At 69.6% G+C, this 14171-nt stretch carries 12 protein-coding genes; 3 read left to right on the forward strand and 9 right to left on the reverse strand.

The window, feature by feature from the left end:
- Nucleotides 1–423: 423 nt before the first annotated feature.
- The gene (locus tag ACZ3KP_RS21470) at nt 424–1674 is read right to left on the reverse strand and encodes an MFS transporter (protein WP_450752320.1); all 1251 of its coding nucleotides are present in this window, start codon (nt 1672–1674) and stop codon (nt 424–426) included.
- A 96-nt stretch (nt 1675–1770) separates the two neighbouring features.
- Between ACZ3KP_RS21470 and ACZ3KP_RS21475 the strand changes: the two genes are divergently transcribed.
- Nucleotides 1771–2337 (forward strand): TetR/AcrR family transcriptional regulator, encoded by a 567-nt coding sequence (locus ACZ3KP_RS21475; RefSeq protein WP_467501291.1) that lies wholly within the window; start codon nt 1771–1773, stop codon nt 2335–2337.
- A 174-nt stretch (nt 2338–2511) separates the two neighbouring features.
- Here the strand turns inward: ACZ3KP_RS21475 and ACZ3KP_RS21480 are convergent, their stop codons facing one another.
- The 4 genes from ACZ3KP_RS21480 to ACZ3KP_RS21495 form a co-directional block, all read right to left on the reverse strand.
- Nucleotides 2512–3090 carry an NADPH-dependent FMN reductase gene (locus tag ACZ3KP_RS21480; protein ID WP_467501292.1) on the reverse strand — a complete coding sequence of 193 codons (579 nt, stop codon included), beginning with the start codon at nt 3088–3090 and terminating at the stop codon, nt 2512–2514.
- A gap of 116 nt (nt 3091–3206) precedes the next feature.
- On the reverse strand, nt 3207–3806 hold the full coding sequence (locus ACZ3KP_RS21485; RefSeq protein WP_120049473.1) for a flavin reductase family protein: 600 nt from the start codon (nt 3804–3806) through the stop codon (nt 3207–3209).
- Nucleotides 3807–4092: 286 nt separating this feature from the next.
- Entirely contained in the window at nt 4093–5166 is a 1074-nt protein-coding gene (locus ACZ3KP_RS21490; protein WP_120049474.1) for a maleylacetate reductase, read from the reverse strand.
- Nucleotides 5163–6044 (reverse strand): dioxygenase family protein, encoded by an 882-nt coding sequence (locus ACZ3KP_RS21495; RefSeq protein ID WP_120049475.1) that lies wholly within the window; start codon nt 6042–6044, stop codon nt 5163–5165. The genes ACZ3KP_RS21490 and ACZ3KP_RS21495 overlap by 4 nt, the downstream gene beginning before the upstream one ends.
- A gap of 270 nt (nt 6045–6314) precedes the next feature.
- Between ACZ3KP_RS21495 and ACZ3KP_RS21500 the strand changes: the two genes are divergently transcribed.
- Nucleotides 6315–7346 (forward strand): AraC family transcriptional regulator, encoded by a 1032-nt coding sequence (locus ACZ3KP_RS21500; RefSeq protein ID WP_450752315.1) that lies wholly within the window; start codon nt 6315–6317, stop codon nt 7344–7346.
- A gap of 106 nt (nt 7347–7452) precedes the next feature.
- Here ACZ3KP_RS21500 and ACZ3KP_RS21505 read toward each other — a convergent pair whose 3' ends face one another.
- Nucleotides 7453–8745 carry a PucR family transcriptional regulator gene (locus ACZ3KP_RS21505; protein ID WP_162951925.1) on the reverse strand — a complete coding sequence of 431 codons (1293 nt, stop codon included), beginning with the start codon at nt 8743–8745 and terminating at the stop codon, nt 7453–7455.
- 140 nt (nt 8746–8885) lie between these two features.
- A complete protein-coding gene (locus tag ACZ3KP_RS21510; protein ID WP_162951926.1) occupies nt 8886–9368 on the reverse strand; it encodes a VOC family protein in 483 nt (160 codons plus the stop codon).
- Between the two features lie 232 nt (nt 9369–9600).
- Here ACZ3KP_RS21510 and ACZ3KP_RS21515 point away from each other — a divergent pair, with 232 nt between their 5' ends.
- Complete coding sequence (locus ACZ3KP_RS21515) at nt 9601–10851, forward strand: acyl-CoA dehydrogenase family protein (RefSeq protein ID WP_162951927.1); 1251 nt, start codon at nt 9601–9603, stop codon at nt 10849–10851.
- 133 nt (nt 10852–10984) lie between these two features.
- Here the strand turns inward: ACZ3KP_RS21515 and ACZ3KP_RS21520 are convergent, their stop codons facing one another.
- Entirely contained in the window at nt 10985–12679 is a 1695-nt protein-coding gene (locus tag ACZ3KP_RS21520) for a thiamine pyrophosphate-binding protein (RefSeq protein ID WP_430379341.1), read from the reverse strand.
- Nucleotides 12680–12891: 212 nt separating this feature from the next.
- On the reverse strand, nt 12892–14112 hold the full coding sequence (locus ACZ3KP_RS21525) for an FAD-dependent monooxygenase (RefSeq protein WP_120049481.1): 1221 nt from the start codon (nt 14110–14112) through the stop codon (nt 12892–12894).
- Nucleotides 14113–14171 lie beyond the last annotated feature (59 nt).

Below are 14171 nucleotides of genomic sequence, written 5' to 3' on the forward strand. Positions count from 1 at the left end.
TGCCGCCCGTACGATCTCCGCCCTGCGGGCAGGGGTCTTGGCGTACGGTCCCCGCGCCTTTGCCTGATCCACGGTGCGCCCACCCTCCTCGACGAGACGAAGCGAACCAAGATCTTTCATTGATCGAAACTCGCGCGCCGGGCACCCTCATATGCCCTCGGCGGCGCTCTCGTAGCGCTGGAGACACCCTTCCGCGACGCGAGGGCTTCCGCGTCACGGGTCGTCATGCCCCTGGCGCTCTCCCTCATGATGATCCCGCCGAGGGCGTTCGTCGGCATGACCACCTGGGTGCGCTTCTTCGGCGGAGCCACAACCGAGAACTCGGTACATCAGGCGCAAGAGGCGCGCGAGGCATGAGGTACGCAAGGCCTGGGCCGGTGAGTGCGCCGGATCGGCTGCCGAAGAGCACCGGCGGGGCGGTACTCAGCGGGCAGCGGTAACCGGCTGGGACCGGTCGCTCCGGGCGCCGTACCGCCCCCGCCCGCCGACCGCGTACGTGGCGAGCGCGACGAGTCCGGCCAGCCCGACCAGTGCGCACACGGCACCCCAGCCCAGTGTGGCGTAGGCGCGGGCGCCGAGCCACGACCCGGCGCTGCCGCCGAGGAACGCACACGTCATGTAGCCGGTGTTGAGACGACTACGCGCCTCGGGCCTCAGGGCGAAGATTCGGGCCTGGTTGGCCACCTGTCCGCACTGGACCGCCACGTCGAGCAGCAGCAGCCCGACGGCCAGTCCCACGAGCCCCGTCGCTCCGCCCAGCAGGCCCGCGGTGAGCACGGCCGCCGCCGCGAGGGCGGCCAGAAGGCACCACAGGTTCACCCGGTCGGCGCCGAGCCGGTCGACCCAGCGCCCGGCAGCGGGCGCGCAGAACATACTGCCCGCGCCGATCAGGGCCAGCAGGCCAACGGTCTGGGTGCCCAGGTCGTACCGGGGGCCGGTGATCAGCAGGGCCAGTGCCGTCCAGGCCGCGCTGAATCCGCCGAAGAGGGTGACCTGGAAGAACACCGAACGCCGCAGCTGCCGTTCGTCGCGGAGCAGGCGCAGCGTGTCGGCCAGCAGGCTCGGGTAGCGGCCCTGTGCGGCCGGGGCGGTCCCGGGCAGGGCGCGACCGAGGACCACGGCGAGCAGGACGGTCAGGGCGGCAGCGATCAGATACGGTGCGCGCCAGCCCAGGTGCTCGCCCAGGACGCCACCGAAGGTGCGGGCGAGCAGAATGCCGCCGATCAGTCCGGCCTGCAGCGTGCCGATGACACTGCCGCGACGGTCCGGCTCGACCAGTCCGGCGGCCATGGGCAGCAGGAGCTGCGGGACGACGGTCGCCGCGCCCACCACACCGCCGGCCGCGAGCAGCAGACCGGACGCCGGGGCGAGACCGGCGGCCAGGAGCGCGAGGCCGGTCAATGTGAGCAGCCCGGTGATCAGCGGACGGCGCGGCAGCCGGTCGCCGAGCGGGACCAGCAGGAAGAGCCCGGCCGCGTAGCCGAGCTGGGTCACCGTCGCCACGACCGCCGCCGTGGCCGGAGCGATGCCGAAGCCACGGGCGACGAGCGGAGTGAGGGCCTGCGGGAAGTAGACGTTAGCGACGCTGACGCCGCAGGCCAGCGCCATGAGCAGCGGCAGCCTGCGACCTGCGCCCGTTGACGCGGGGGTGGCCTTGGGATCCTTTCGCGACATCACCTGACTCCAACCGAACGAACTGGATGGTTCGAAATCAGGCTGGCACGGCCGTCTTCCCTTCGTCAAACGAACCAGTTCGTTACAGTCGAATGCATGGCATACGACTCCACAGCGACCAAGGAACGCATCCTCGCGGCGGCGACCGCGGAGTTCGCCGCGCACGGCGTCGCCGGTGCGCGGGTGGACCGTATCGCCGCCGAGGCCAAGGCCAACAAGCGGGCCATCTACGACTACTTCGGCGACAAGAACACCCTCTTCGCCGTCGTCCTGGAACGCGCCCTGGCCGAACTCGCCGACGCCGTACCGCCCAGCGCAGACCTCCCCGCCTACGCCGAGCGCCTCTTCGACTACCACCGCGCCCACCCCGAGGCACTGCGGCTGGTCATGTGGGAGGCCCTCGAGCTCGGCGAGAAGCCGGTCCCGGCGGAAGAGGCCCGCACCGCCCACTATCAGGACAAGATCGACGCGGCGGCGTCAGGCGGCCAGGGCGACGACGCCCGCGCCCGCGTGTTCTTCACCCTCGCCCTGACCGGCTGGAGCATCGCCATGCCCCAGCTGCGGCGCATGGTCCTCGGCCCCGGCCACAGCCTCGACGACCTCCGCGCGGATGTCGCCCAGGCGGTACGGGCCCTCTCAGCAGCGGACGGCAGCCAGACCTGACTCCTGTCCGGGGCCGGCGCGGAGTCGGCGTCCTCCCAGGGCTGCGGACCTTGACGGGGTTTGGTGCGCAGCGACCAGCTCAGCACCAGAACCGGTGACCGGGCAGGAGCAGCCCTGGGCTTGCACTGCACGCGCCTCGACTGCGGGCGTGGCAACGGTGTGTGCCATCCGGGTTCACTCCGCCGCGGCCCCGCGTAGTGGACGCAGGGCGTCAGCAACCCGGGCGAGTTCGTCGAGCATCCCCGTCGCGGAGCCGATCATGATGTCGTTCGCCACCAGGCCGTCCTCCTCGTCGAGAAGTTGGTGGACGAACGGAATGGACACCGACTCGACGACCGGCGTCATCTTCAGAGTGGTCACCACCTGCTTGATCATCTGCGCGGCCCGGGTACCCGCGGAGACACCGCCGTAGCTGACCAGGCCCACCGGTTTGTACTGCCACTCTCGGTGCAGGTAGTCGATGGCGTTCTTCAACTCGGCGTTGTAGCCGAAGTTGTACTCCGGCATCACGAATACGAAGGCGTCCGCCTCCGCGACCTTGGCGCTCCAGTCACGGGTGTGCCGGTGGGTGTACTTGCCCAGGCGCGGGTGGTGCGGCTCGTTCATGAACGGCAGGTTCACCTCCGCCAGGTCCACCAACTCGATGTCGTCGAAGCCTGCGTGCTCCTTCGCCCGGGTCTCGAACCACTCGCCCACGGCCAGGCCGATCCGGCCCGGTCGCGTGCTCGCGATGATGATCTCATGCTTGGCCATGGGAGGTTCTCCGCTCCTTTGGTACGGGGTGTGAGGCATGGGTCAGCTGGTGAAGTACCGGTCAGAGACAGCAGTCCTCAGGTCTTTGCCTTTTCGGGGAAGGCACCGCGATCGCACTACTGCGCGCTCGACACAAGCTGGGACTGCTCGTTGAGCTGATGCCAGGTCCGGTCGTGGTAGACCAGCGGACGCGACGCGTCGCTCCGGGCGGCGGCGCCCGTCGGCCCGTAGTGCGCGTGTGTGGCGTTGACGACGACGAGCGTCGAGGCGCCCGCTGCGAAGGTGGCGGCGATGGTGCCTCGGATGCACACCGGAGCCGCGACGAAGTACGGCTCACCGGTCGCCAGCCGGGCCCATGCCTCCGTGTCAGCGAAGCGATCCGCTCCGCTCGTCGCGCACAGACGCGCGAGATCGATCTGACCGGCTCCCAGCAGGTGCACCACCACGGACGACGACTCCAGGATCGTCGGCGTCGCCGACGAGAGGGCCGCCACCGAGAAAACCAGGAGCGGTGGCGTGGCGCTCACCGATATCACCGACGTCGCGGTCAGGGCGACCGGGCCTCGGCCGGCATCAGCGGTCACGACCGCGACCCCGCCCGGATGGTTGCGAAACGCCTCACGGAAGCCGTCGGCCGACAGCCCGGGCTCCAGCGAGCCGTCGTCGATCAAGGTCACGTGCTGCCGCGTCTGATTTCGATCAGCGGTTTTGGACATCGGCGCGCCTCCAGTTCACATCGACGAAACGATGTGCTCATGGAACCCGACCTGTCGGCCTGCCCTCTTGCCCGGTTTCACCAAACCATTCATCGCCGGTTGCGCCGAACAACCAACGCCTCGTAGGGCGACGGCCCGCTCCTGATCGCGGATTGGCGTCCCGCGCCCTGCACCGGGACGGGCGATACGTCGAAAGCATCTGGGCTTGTGACAGCTGCCCATGCTCGGAGTTCCATTCGGCCGACCGTCGAAGTCCGACTGGACCCAATGCGTTCTCAGGGGACTCTCAGGGAGCCGGGGGTTGTCCGGACCAGGCGGAGCGCAGGAGTCGGCCAAGCGCTTCCGCGGTCACCTCGCGGGGGTTGGCGTAGGGGTTGGTCAGCGCGACATCGACGATGCGGTCGATGTCGCCCTCGGCCATGCCGAGTTCCCGCAGGGACCTCGGAGCGCCGAGCCGGCCCGCGAGGTCCCACAGATGGGTGGCCGGGTCGGTGGGGGTGCCGAGGGCACGACCGAGGGCGGCGACCGCCTTGGGCGCCGCGCCCTGGTTGTAGGCGAGGACGTGCGGAAGCACCACGGTGTGCGTGGGAGCGTGCGGCAGGTCGAGGGTGCCGCCGAGGGCGTGGCAGAGCTTGTGGTGCAGGGACATGCTGGTGGCCCCGAGGCAGGCTCCGCACAGCCAGGCGCCGTACTGGGCACGGGCGCGGGCATCGAGGTCGGCGCCGTCGGCCACGACGCCCGGGAGCGCGGTGGCCAGCGCGCGCACGCCCTCCTCGGCCATCAGATCGATGACCGGGGAGGCGTCCGGCGCGTAGAGCGCCTCGACCGCGTGCGCGATCGCGTTCATGCCGCTGGTCACGGAGACAGCCACGGGCAGGGTCACGGTGAGCGCGGGGTCGTACAGCACCGAGACCGGCAGCACGCGGGGGTCCTTGCCGGTGCGCTTGACGCCGTTCTCCGTCAGGCCCCACACCGGTGTCATCTCGGACCCGGCGTACGTCGTGGGTACGGCGATGACCGGTAGACGGTACTGCAGGGCGATGATCTTCCCGAGCCCGATCGCCGAGCCGCCGCCGACGGCGACGCAGCCATCTGCGTTCACCTCTTCCGCCCGTCGTTGGGCCTCGGCCGCCGACTCGGCGGGCACGTGCATCCGGGCGTGCGGGTGGATGTCCACTGCGTGCGGGCCGATGCGCTCGGCAACGGTCTCGGCCAGGTCTCGCCGGCCGGGCGCGCACAGCACCATCACCCGCTGGAGGCCGGCGTGGCAGATCTCGTCGGCCAGCCGGTCGAGGGCTCCGGCACCCAGCACCACCCGCATGGGGAGAGCCTGGTAGGCGAAGGCGAGCGGGACGTTCATCCGGCGTCCTTGTCCGTCTCGGGCTCGACGGCGATATCGAACTCGGCCAGCCGGAACGGCGCGGTGACCTGGTACGCGCGGGCCCTCTCCGCTTCGTCGACCTGCGCGAAGTCGGCGACCAGACTCTCCTTGACTGCGAAGACGGCGTCGGAGTCCAGGTAGGGGCCGTCGGCGACGAAGATGTGCGTCGTCAGCGGTCGGTGGCCGTCGGCCTCGACGATGAAGTGGATGTGGGCCGGGCGGTAGGGGTGCCGCTCGGTGGCGTCGAGCAGCACTCCCACCGGGCCGTCGGTCGGAATGGGGTAGTGGCTCGGGACGACGGTGCGAAACCACACGCGGCCCTCGTGGTCGGTACGGAAGAGACCGCGTCCGTTGCCCAGCGGCTGGATGTCGGGCTGCTGCACGTCGTAGAAGCCGTCCGCGCTGCACTGCCAGACGTCCACGCTCGCGCCGGCCAGCGGACTGCCGTCCGCCGACGTGACACGGAGCGACACGACACAGGGCTCTCCCACGCTCATCAGGTCGATGCCGTCCCCGCTTTCGCGCTTCGGGGACTCCACGACGTGGAAGGGGCCCAGGACCGTGCTCTCGGTTCCGCCGCCCTGCTCGTTCACCGTCTCGACCAGCATGGAGACGCCCAGCACGTCGGAGAGCAGGATGAACTCCTGGCGGGTGGGGTCACATTTCTGCCCGACGGCGGTGAGGTATTCCACGGCGTACTCCCACTCCTGAATCGTGGGGCGCAACTCACGGACATAACTGTGCAGATGACGGACGAGACCTTGGAGCAGTTCACGCAGCCGCGGGTCCGGGGTGTCGCGGAAACTCTCGACGGCCGCGGCGGTGACGGCCTTCGCCGCTTGGTCGGTGCCGGTCATGACGGACCTCCAGTCGTGGCGGACATTCGCCGGAAGGGGCCGGACGAACAGACTGAAAAACGCTATGAAGGCGCGGCGGGGAGCGACATCCGCGAAGCGCGATCGGCAGCCGAATCCCGCGACTGATTCTCAGACGGCTCGGGCCTACCGGGCTCGGGTCATCCACCTGCTATGTGACACTCCTCTCACCAAGCCGATGACCTGGCAGTATGCGCAAAAGCCGGTGGCTCGCTCCTTGTTGTGCGGACATGGAGCGGATAACAATGACGCATGGTCCGCTCACTACTGGCGAGCCACGTGCTGTGCCGCGAATCGGGCTTCGAGGACTTCCGCGAGCGCCTCAACGATCTGTTCTATCCGGCGGACGTCACCCCGCTGTCGGGCACCGACGGCCCCGGCGGGGAACTCCGTGGCACGCGCACCGAGCACGTCACCGTCGGCCTGATGACCTTCGGCCAGCGCACACGCGTCGATCCCGGGCGGACACCGTCGCACTACCACATCAATGTCGTCCTGCGCGGCTCCCTCGAGGCAGCCACCGGGCGGCAGGAGATGACGGCGACCGCCGGCGACGCCATGGTCTTCACACCGACACAGCAGCACCGGCTGCTGAGCTGCGACAACGGCGAGCAGCATCTGGGGATCAAGATCGACCGGGGGCTTGTCGAGACCGAACTGCAGGCCCTCCTGGGCCGTCCGCTGCAGGCTCCGCTGGAATTCGCGTTCGACTTCGACCTGACGTCCGCGCCCGGCCGCAGTTGGCGCAACACTCTCGACCTGCTGGTGGCCGAGTCCGACAGCACTGGCGGACTCATCCGTGAGCGGCCGATCCAGCAGCACTTCGAGCGCCTCCTCGTGAGCGGCCTGTTGCTGGCCCAGCCGCACACCTACACCGAAGCGCTGCTGCGTCCGCAGCCGCCGGCCTACCCGCGGACGGTACGCAAGGCCGTCGAGCTGATCGACGCCCGCCCCGAGACCCCCTTCACCGTCGGGGACCTGGCCCGGGCGGCGGGCGTCAGTGCCCGCCGCCTCCAGGAGGGGTTCAGGGAGTACCTCGGTGTGACCCCGATGACGTACCTGCGCAACGTCCGTCTGGACCGTGTCCATGCCGAACTGCTGACGGGCGCCACGGGAGTCACCGAAGCGGCCGGGCGGTGGGGCTTCACCCACCTGAGCCGGTTCTCCGCCGCCTACCGCCGACGCTTCGGCACCGCGCCCTCCGAGACACTGGCCAGGTCCGGCGGCCGGCACCGCGGTGAGCGGAACGAACTCGGGTACGACGGCGGGCCTGTACGGGGATAGCCGGTACAGCGGTGGTGTTCGGCGCGAATCGGTCCTTCGACCGCGCGAGGACACACGGGCATACAACCCGGCCCCGAGCCCCCTCGCCCCGTCCGGCGTTCCGTCATCAGGCCGAATACTGCGACTCCACGGGGTCGACGACGTCGACGAGATGGAGCGCCGCCCACAGGATCCCCTGCTGTTCCTTGACGCTCCGTCCCAGAATTTCCTCGGCACGTCGAATGCGGTATACGACGGTGTTCTTCACCACGCCGAGCCGCGCCGCGGTGGTCGCGGGGCTGCAGTTGCATTCGAGGTAGACGCGCACGGTCTTCTGGAGCACCGCCTCTCGCGGATGCCCCAGGGCCCCGAGCTCGTCCCGGACGAAGCTTCGCGCCCCCTCCGGGTCCGAGGTGAGCAGCGCCGCGAGTCGGACGTCGTCGAAGAAGACCGTGCGATCGTGTGAGCGGGCGGCCGAGTACAGCGTGACGCGGGCCGCCGCGGTCGCCTCTTCGTGGGTGGCTCGGAAGCCGTCGAGGCCGCGCGCCGGGCGCCCGACCGCGACCAGGGCGCCCGGCACCACGGGGAGCGAGCGCACCGCCGCGCTGCGCGGGTCGGCGAATGCGCCCCATGCCCACACCTCGCGTTCGTCCGACGGGATCACCAGGTGCCCGATCGCGCCGATCTGTGTCAGGAGCGTGGCGGCCACTCGATCGAGGCTGCTTGACGCCGCGTCGTCGTGTGCGTCGCGTCGCAGTATCAGGCCGACATGGGTCCGGTTCGCGAGCTCGTACCGCAGCGCCTTCGCGGGGTTCACATCCATGTGGTCGCCCCGCAGCAGAGCCCTGACCAGTTCCCCTCGCGAGCCGTCGGTGCTCGCGAGCCACGCCTGCTCCTCGGCCGCGTAGGCGGCACTGCATGCGAGCGAGAAGGTACTCACGAGGTCGACCAGAAACCGAGACAGGTCGAAGAGGCCTTCCGACTGCTGATCGGCCGGCACGAGGCGCCGGAACTCGCAGACGAGAGCGTCGCTGAAGCGGGCATGGGAGGCCCGCTGAAACGCGAGCACACGCTCGATCGGAATCCGTTGTCGGACCGCGCGGGCGATCTGCCGGGCCGTCTCCGGGGGGACGGTCGTGGGGACCGGTCGGCCGTGACACAGAGCTGCCAGGGCCTCCATGACGACCGCCTCGGCGGTGGGGCGCAGCTCCTCGGCGGCTTCCGTGCGACGGACTGCGAGGATGTCGGGGTCGACCGCGAGCCCCGCGAGTTCGTGACAGAACTCGACGGCCCACGCGGACGCCCCGATACCGATGTCGGCGACGGTCCGGTTCCAGGTCTGCGGAAGGCAGGCCGGCTCGAGGTCGTCGGGGAGGGCGGTGGGGCGCAGCTGACACACCCAGGATCTGGTGGCGGGCATCCGCGTCCCCTCTCGCATCGTCGCGAGCGCCCGATGGGGCCGGGCTTGATGGCATCACGATATACGGGTGCACCCGTTGAAGGGCAGCACGCTGGAGGGAGAGCCGGGGCGCTCCGGCCCTCCCTTCGATCCGGCCGTCGTTACCGCTTGGCCTCGGGGTACAGCTCGATCGCGGAGTGCAGGATGCGCTCCCAGGTCGTGTCGTTCACTTCGAGGATGTTCCCGTCCGGGTCCTTGATGTAGGTGTACTTCGCAGGGTCGCCCGGAGCCCACCCGGCCGGATCGCCGAAGCTCTCCCCGCCGTTCGCCACCGCACGCGCCAGCGTGGCCTCGACGTCGTCAACGGCGATGGCGAAGTGCATGAACGACGCTTCCGGCTGCGGCACCCCGATCGTGGGGTTGCGATCGGGGAGGAACTGGAACAGTTCGAGGCCGAAGCCGTCGGGCAGTTCGACGAATCCGATGCGGTAGTCGGTGTCCTTCAGACCGAAGATGATCTCCGTCATCTGCTTGCCGGTGTGGTAGGGGTTGAGGACTTCCTTGCCGCCGAAGGTCTCGACGTAGAACCTCGTGGAGCGCTCGAGGTCCGAGACGCGTACAGCCAGGTGCTGAACACTCGCCATTTCAACAACCCCTTCGTTGCTTCTTTCGTCGTGCCACTGCGCGTTCATCGAACAGGTGGCTCTCATGCTCGTTCGGCACGCGTTCATTTCGCTTGCCTCCGCGGGTCAATGCGCTGTGCCGGATTTGGCGGATCGGGGCAAGCGGCGCGCGGGGAGCCGGGCGTTGACTCGATCCACTCCTCGTCTCACGGCATTGAGGCCGGATGAGACGGAGCGGACGAAGGGAGCGACGATGTCGTCGCACGACACGACCGCCGTGTTCGGCGATCTTCGGATACCGGAGCCGGACCTCACCGCGGAGGAGGTCATCGCCCGTGCCGCGGCGATGCGCCCGACCCTCCGGGAGAACCGCGTGAAAGCGGCGGATGAGGGCACGTACTCCCCCGAGATCCACAAGGCGTTCGAGGATGCCGGCTTCTACCGCCTCGTGCAGCCGCGGAAGTACGGGGGGTACGAGTTCGGCCTGGAGACGTACTACCGGACGATGATCGAGATCTCGCGCGGGGACCCCGGTATCGGCTGGTGTCTGACCCTGGGGACCGGTCACACGATCCCCCTGGTCGCGCACTTCCCGGAGGAGGTCGTGCGGGATGCCTTCGGCGAGGACGGTGTCTTCATCGCGCCGCACTCCGCCAACCCCCGAGGCTCGCTGGTCCCCACGGAGGGCGGATACCGCCTCACCGGTGCATGGCCGTACTCGTCCGGTGTCCCGTACTCGACCCACGCGATGGTGAGCACGGTCATCCTGGCCGAGGGCACCGATCCCGTCCCGGTGGTGGCTCTCCTCCCCCGCGACGACTACTCCGTGCGGGACGACTGGGGGGCACACGCCACGATGGCCCTCGGCGCGAGCGGGTCCAACACGGTGGTCGCGGAAGACGTCTTCGTCCCCGCCGAGAACGTGTCCCCGCTGTTCGAATGGGGCTACTCGAACCTCCCCGAAGGCACGCACGGCACCCGCTCCACCGGTAACCCCCTGTATCTGGGTCAGATCCAGCCGCTGTATCCGGCCTCGCTCGCGGCGGTCCAGGTCGGTACGGCGTGGGCGGCACTCGACGCCTACGAAGAGACCATCCTGACCAAGAAGCGCCTGTACCCGCCGCTGGTCGAGCGGTACAAGCACGAGGAGGGCCAGCGGATCTGGGGCCAGGCGCGGGCGACAATCGACGCCGCGCAGGCGGTCCTTCTCACCGCGGCCCACGACTACGAGCGCCTCGGCGAGCGTTGGGCGAGCGGCGACATCCCCTCCTTCGAGGACTGGGTCGCCCTCGGCAACGTGTTGTACACGTCGTGCCGGCTGTCGCACGAGGCCACCGAACTGCTGTTCCGCTCGGTGGGCTCCTCGGTGGCGCGCAAGGGGCTGCCGCTTCAGGACTACTTCCTGGTGACGCAGATGTCGAAGGCGCAGATCGCGGAGCACGTGCCCGTCATCACGGTGACGACGGCGAGGGCGCACTTCGGGCTGGACCTGCACTCCGCTTAGGGCGCGCTCAGAGCCGGTGCCGGTGAGCCCTGTCCCACCAAGCCCGCGGGGCCTGTGGGACAGGGCTCATCTGCTGGAGACCGTGCGGCGCGACGGCCCAGCCGGGGGCGCCCCCTGTACTACCGGAAGCGCCTCATGCGTCGATCTCGATGCCGCCGAACGGTGCTCCGCCGTTCAGGACCCGCTCCTCCGGAGGAATGGGCGCGAGGCTGACGCGCACGTCGATGCAGGTCGGTCGGCCGGCCGCGAGGGCTGCCTCGATCGCCGGGGCGAGCTGGTCCAGTTCCGTGACGTCGACGCCGTCGGCGCCGAGAGCGCGTGCCACGCCGCTGTAGGAGCCGTTCTCCAGGCGGTTGTTGGTGACGCGGTCCTGTCCGAAGAAGAACTGCTGGGTGTGCAGGGTGGCGCCCCAGGCCTGGTTGTTGAGGACGATCACGACGACCGGGAGTCCCGCCCTGACGAGGGAGTCGAACTCGGCGAGGCTGTAGCCGACGGCGCCGTCGCCGGTGACGAGGATCGTCGCCTTGTCGGGGGCGGCGTACTGGGCTCCCAGCGCCACGCCGAAGTTGCTGCCCATGGAGCTGAGGTAGCCGTGGCCGAGGTAGTGGGCCAGCGGTGCGAGCGCGATCGTCTCGGAGAGCCACAGCTCGGTCAGGGCGCCGTCGACGACCACGGTGGCCTGGTCGGGGACGCTCTCGGCGATCGTGCGGACCGCGAGGTAGGGGTGGATCGCGCCCTCGTGCTCCTCGGTCTCGGCGGCGAGCGCGGACCGCCGGGTGGCCGAGATGTCCCGCAGTGTCGCCAGCCAATCGTCGCGCCCCGCGGGCGCGGGCCCGTCGCCCAGACGCTCGTTCAGCAGGCCGATCGTGGCGATCGGGTCTGCCTGGACGCCGAGTTCGACCGTTTGCAGACGGCCGAGTTCACGGCCGTCGGGGTCGATCTGGAAGATCCGTGCGCTCTTCGGGAGCAGGCGGCCCGTGCCGAACTGGGTGGCCAAGCCGAAGCGCAGCCCCAGCATCAGGACCAGGTCGGGTCGCTCGTCCTCGGGGACGGTGGCCAGGGTCTGCAGGAGACCGACGTGCTGCTCGGACCCGACAATGGCACCGAGTCCCTCCCAGTCGGAGAAGAGGGGCGTCCCGGTACGGGCGGCGAACTCGTGCAACTGGGCGCGCGCTTCGGCGGTGACGAAGGACTTGCCGACCAGTGCGATGGGCCGACGGGCGGCGCCCAGTGCCTCGATGATCCGGTCGACGCCGCCGGCCGGGGCGATGCCGGTGCCGTCGATCTCGACGCGGTAGTCCTCGACCTCGTCGCCCTCGATTTGCTGACGCAGGACGTCCCATGGGATGTCCAGGAGCACCGGGCCTTTGGGCTCCGACTGCGCGATGCGGACGGCCTGGGCGACCAGACGGGGAATCAGCTCGGTACGGGTCACGCGGTGCGCGAACTTGGTCACCGGAGTGGCCATGGCCACCTGGTCGAACCCGGCCTGCTGGTCGTTGACCTGGTCCGTCTCCAGCGGGCCGGAGCCCGCGATGTAGAGGACGGGGGTCCGGTCCAGATGGGCGTTGGCGATCGAGGTCAGGACGTTGGTGAAGCCACCGCCCGCTGTCACGACGGCAACCCCCAGGCCCCCGGTGACCCGTGCGTAGCCCTCGGCGGCGTGGCCGGCGTTCACCTCATGGCGCACGTCGACGATCCGCAGCTTGGCGTCCAGGGCCTCCTGGAGGATGCCGTCGATGTGTGCTCCGGGCAGGCCGAAGGCCACGTTGACGCCGGCTCGCTGCAGGGTTCGCACGACGAGCCCACTACCGGTTGTGGTTGCCATTCGATGATCCGCCCTTCTGGACGTGCTCAGGATTTTCGACACGATGCGCTGGGGACCGGGCCGCGTCCCGGGCCGCCCGTTCCGCAGTCTCGGGTGAGGTCTGGGGAGCGACAATGCCTGTGTTCGTTGGATGGTCAACGCCTTGTCCGACCTGCGCGGTTCGCGACCGCGCCGACCGGACCGTGCGCGGATGAGCGGATGCGGTATCAGGCTTACGGCGTCCTCGGCTCGGCCTTGATCACACGCCCGGCGGCGACCTCGGGGTCGTAGGCGTAGATCCAGCCGTTCGCCCTGAGGGGGTCGGCCTGCGCGTACGCCAGGTCGCGCGCCTGCTGCTCAGGGCCGTCCGGAAGGTGGTTGATGTGGGACCTTCCGTGCGACACCTCCTGCAGGCGTGTCGTGCGGGGGCGACGAAGCTCTTCGTAGCGTCCCAGCGCCGCGACCGGATTCTCCGGATCCTCCGCGAGACACAGGGCCAGGACGGCGCCGTCCTCGATCGCCTGGGCGGCGCCCTGGGCGAAGAACGGGAACATCGGGTGGGCCGCGTCGCCCAGCAGGGTCGCGTTTGCGCGGTTCCAGTTGTCGAGGGGCTCGCGGTCGAGCAATGCCCAGCGTCCCGGCGTGTCGGCCGCCGTGATCAGGTCCACCAGACGCGGGTCCCAGCCGGCGAACTCGTCGAGCAGTTCTTCGAGTGTCGCGGTGGCCGTCCATGACTCGACACTGTTGGCTCCGGCAGGTGCGAAGGCGACGAGGTTGACGTACTCCTCGCCGGAGACCGGGTAGTGCACGAGGTGGTGGTCGGGGCCGATCCAGAGGGTCTGGGCGCGCCGCCTGGCGAAGTCGGGTGCCTTCTGAGCAGGTACGAGGGCCCGGAAGGCGCAGATGCCCGACTCCCTGGCCTCGGTCGGTCCGACGATGGCGCCGCGCACGCGTGAGTGGACTCCGTCCGCGCCGATGAGGATGTCCGGGCGAACCGTCTCACCGTCCTCGAACCGGAGAACCGCCTGGTCGCCTTCGAACTCGACCGCGACGCAGCGCTTGCCGAGGTGGATCGAGTGCTCGGGGACGGCCGACCTCAAGGCGTCCAGCAGGTCGGCGCGGTGGGCGGCATAGGTGTGCTCGCCGTACAGGCGTACGCACCCCTCCTGAAGGTTTTCCGCGGACAGGACCTGGCCGTTCTCCCAGCGCCGGAACTCCCAGCCGGTCTCCATCCGCACCGCGCGCTTGATGAACCGGTCCAGCACGCCCAGACGTCGCAGCAGGCGGGCGGCGTTGGGCGCGATCACGAGGCCGGCACCGACTTCGGTCAGGGCTGCCGCCTGTTCGTAGACGTCACTGTCGAAGCCCTTCTCGCGAAGGAAAGCCGCGGCGGCGAGGCCCCCGATGCCGCCGCCCAGGATCGCGATCTTCGGGCCGGCTTCCGTACTCGTCATTCTCTTTCCCTCCCATGGGCCTTGAGCCGAGGTAGGTGACTGGCTCTGCGCAAGACTTC

The sequence above is a fragment of the Streptomyces sp. NPDC020958 genome (assembly GCF_055562175.1).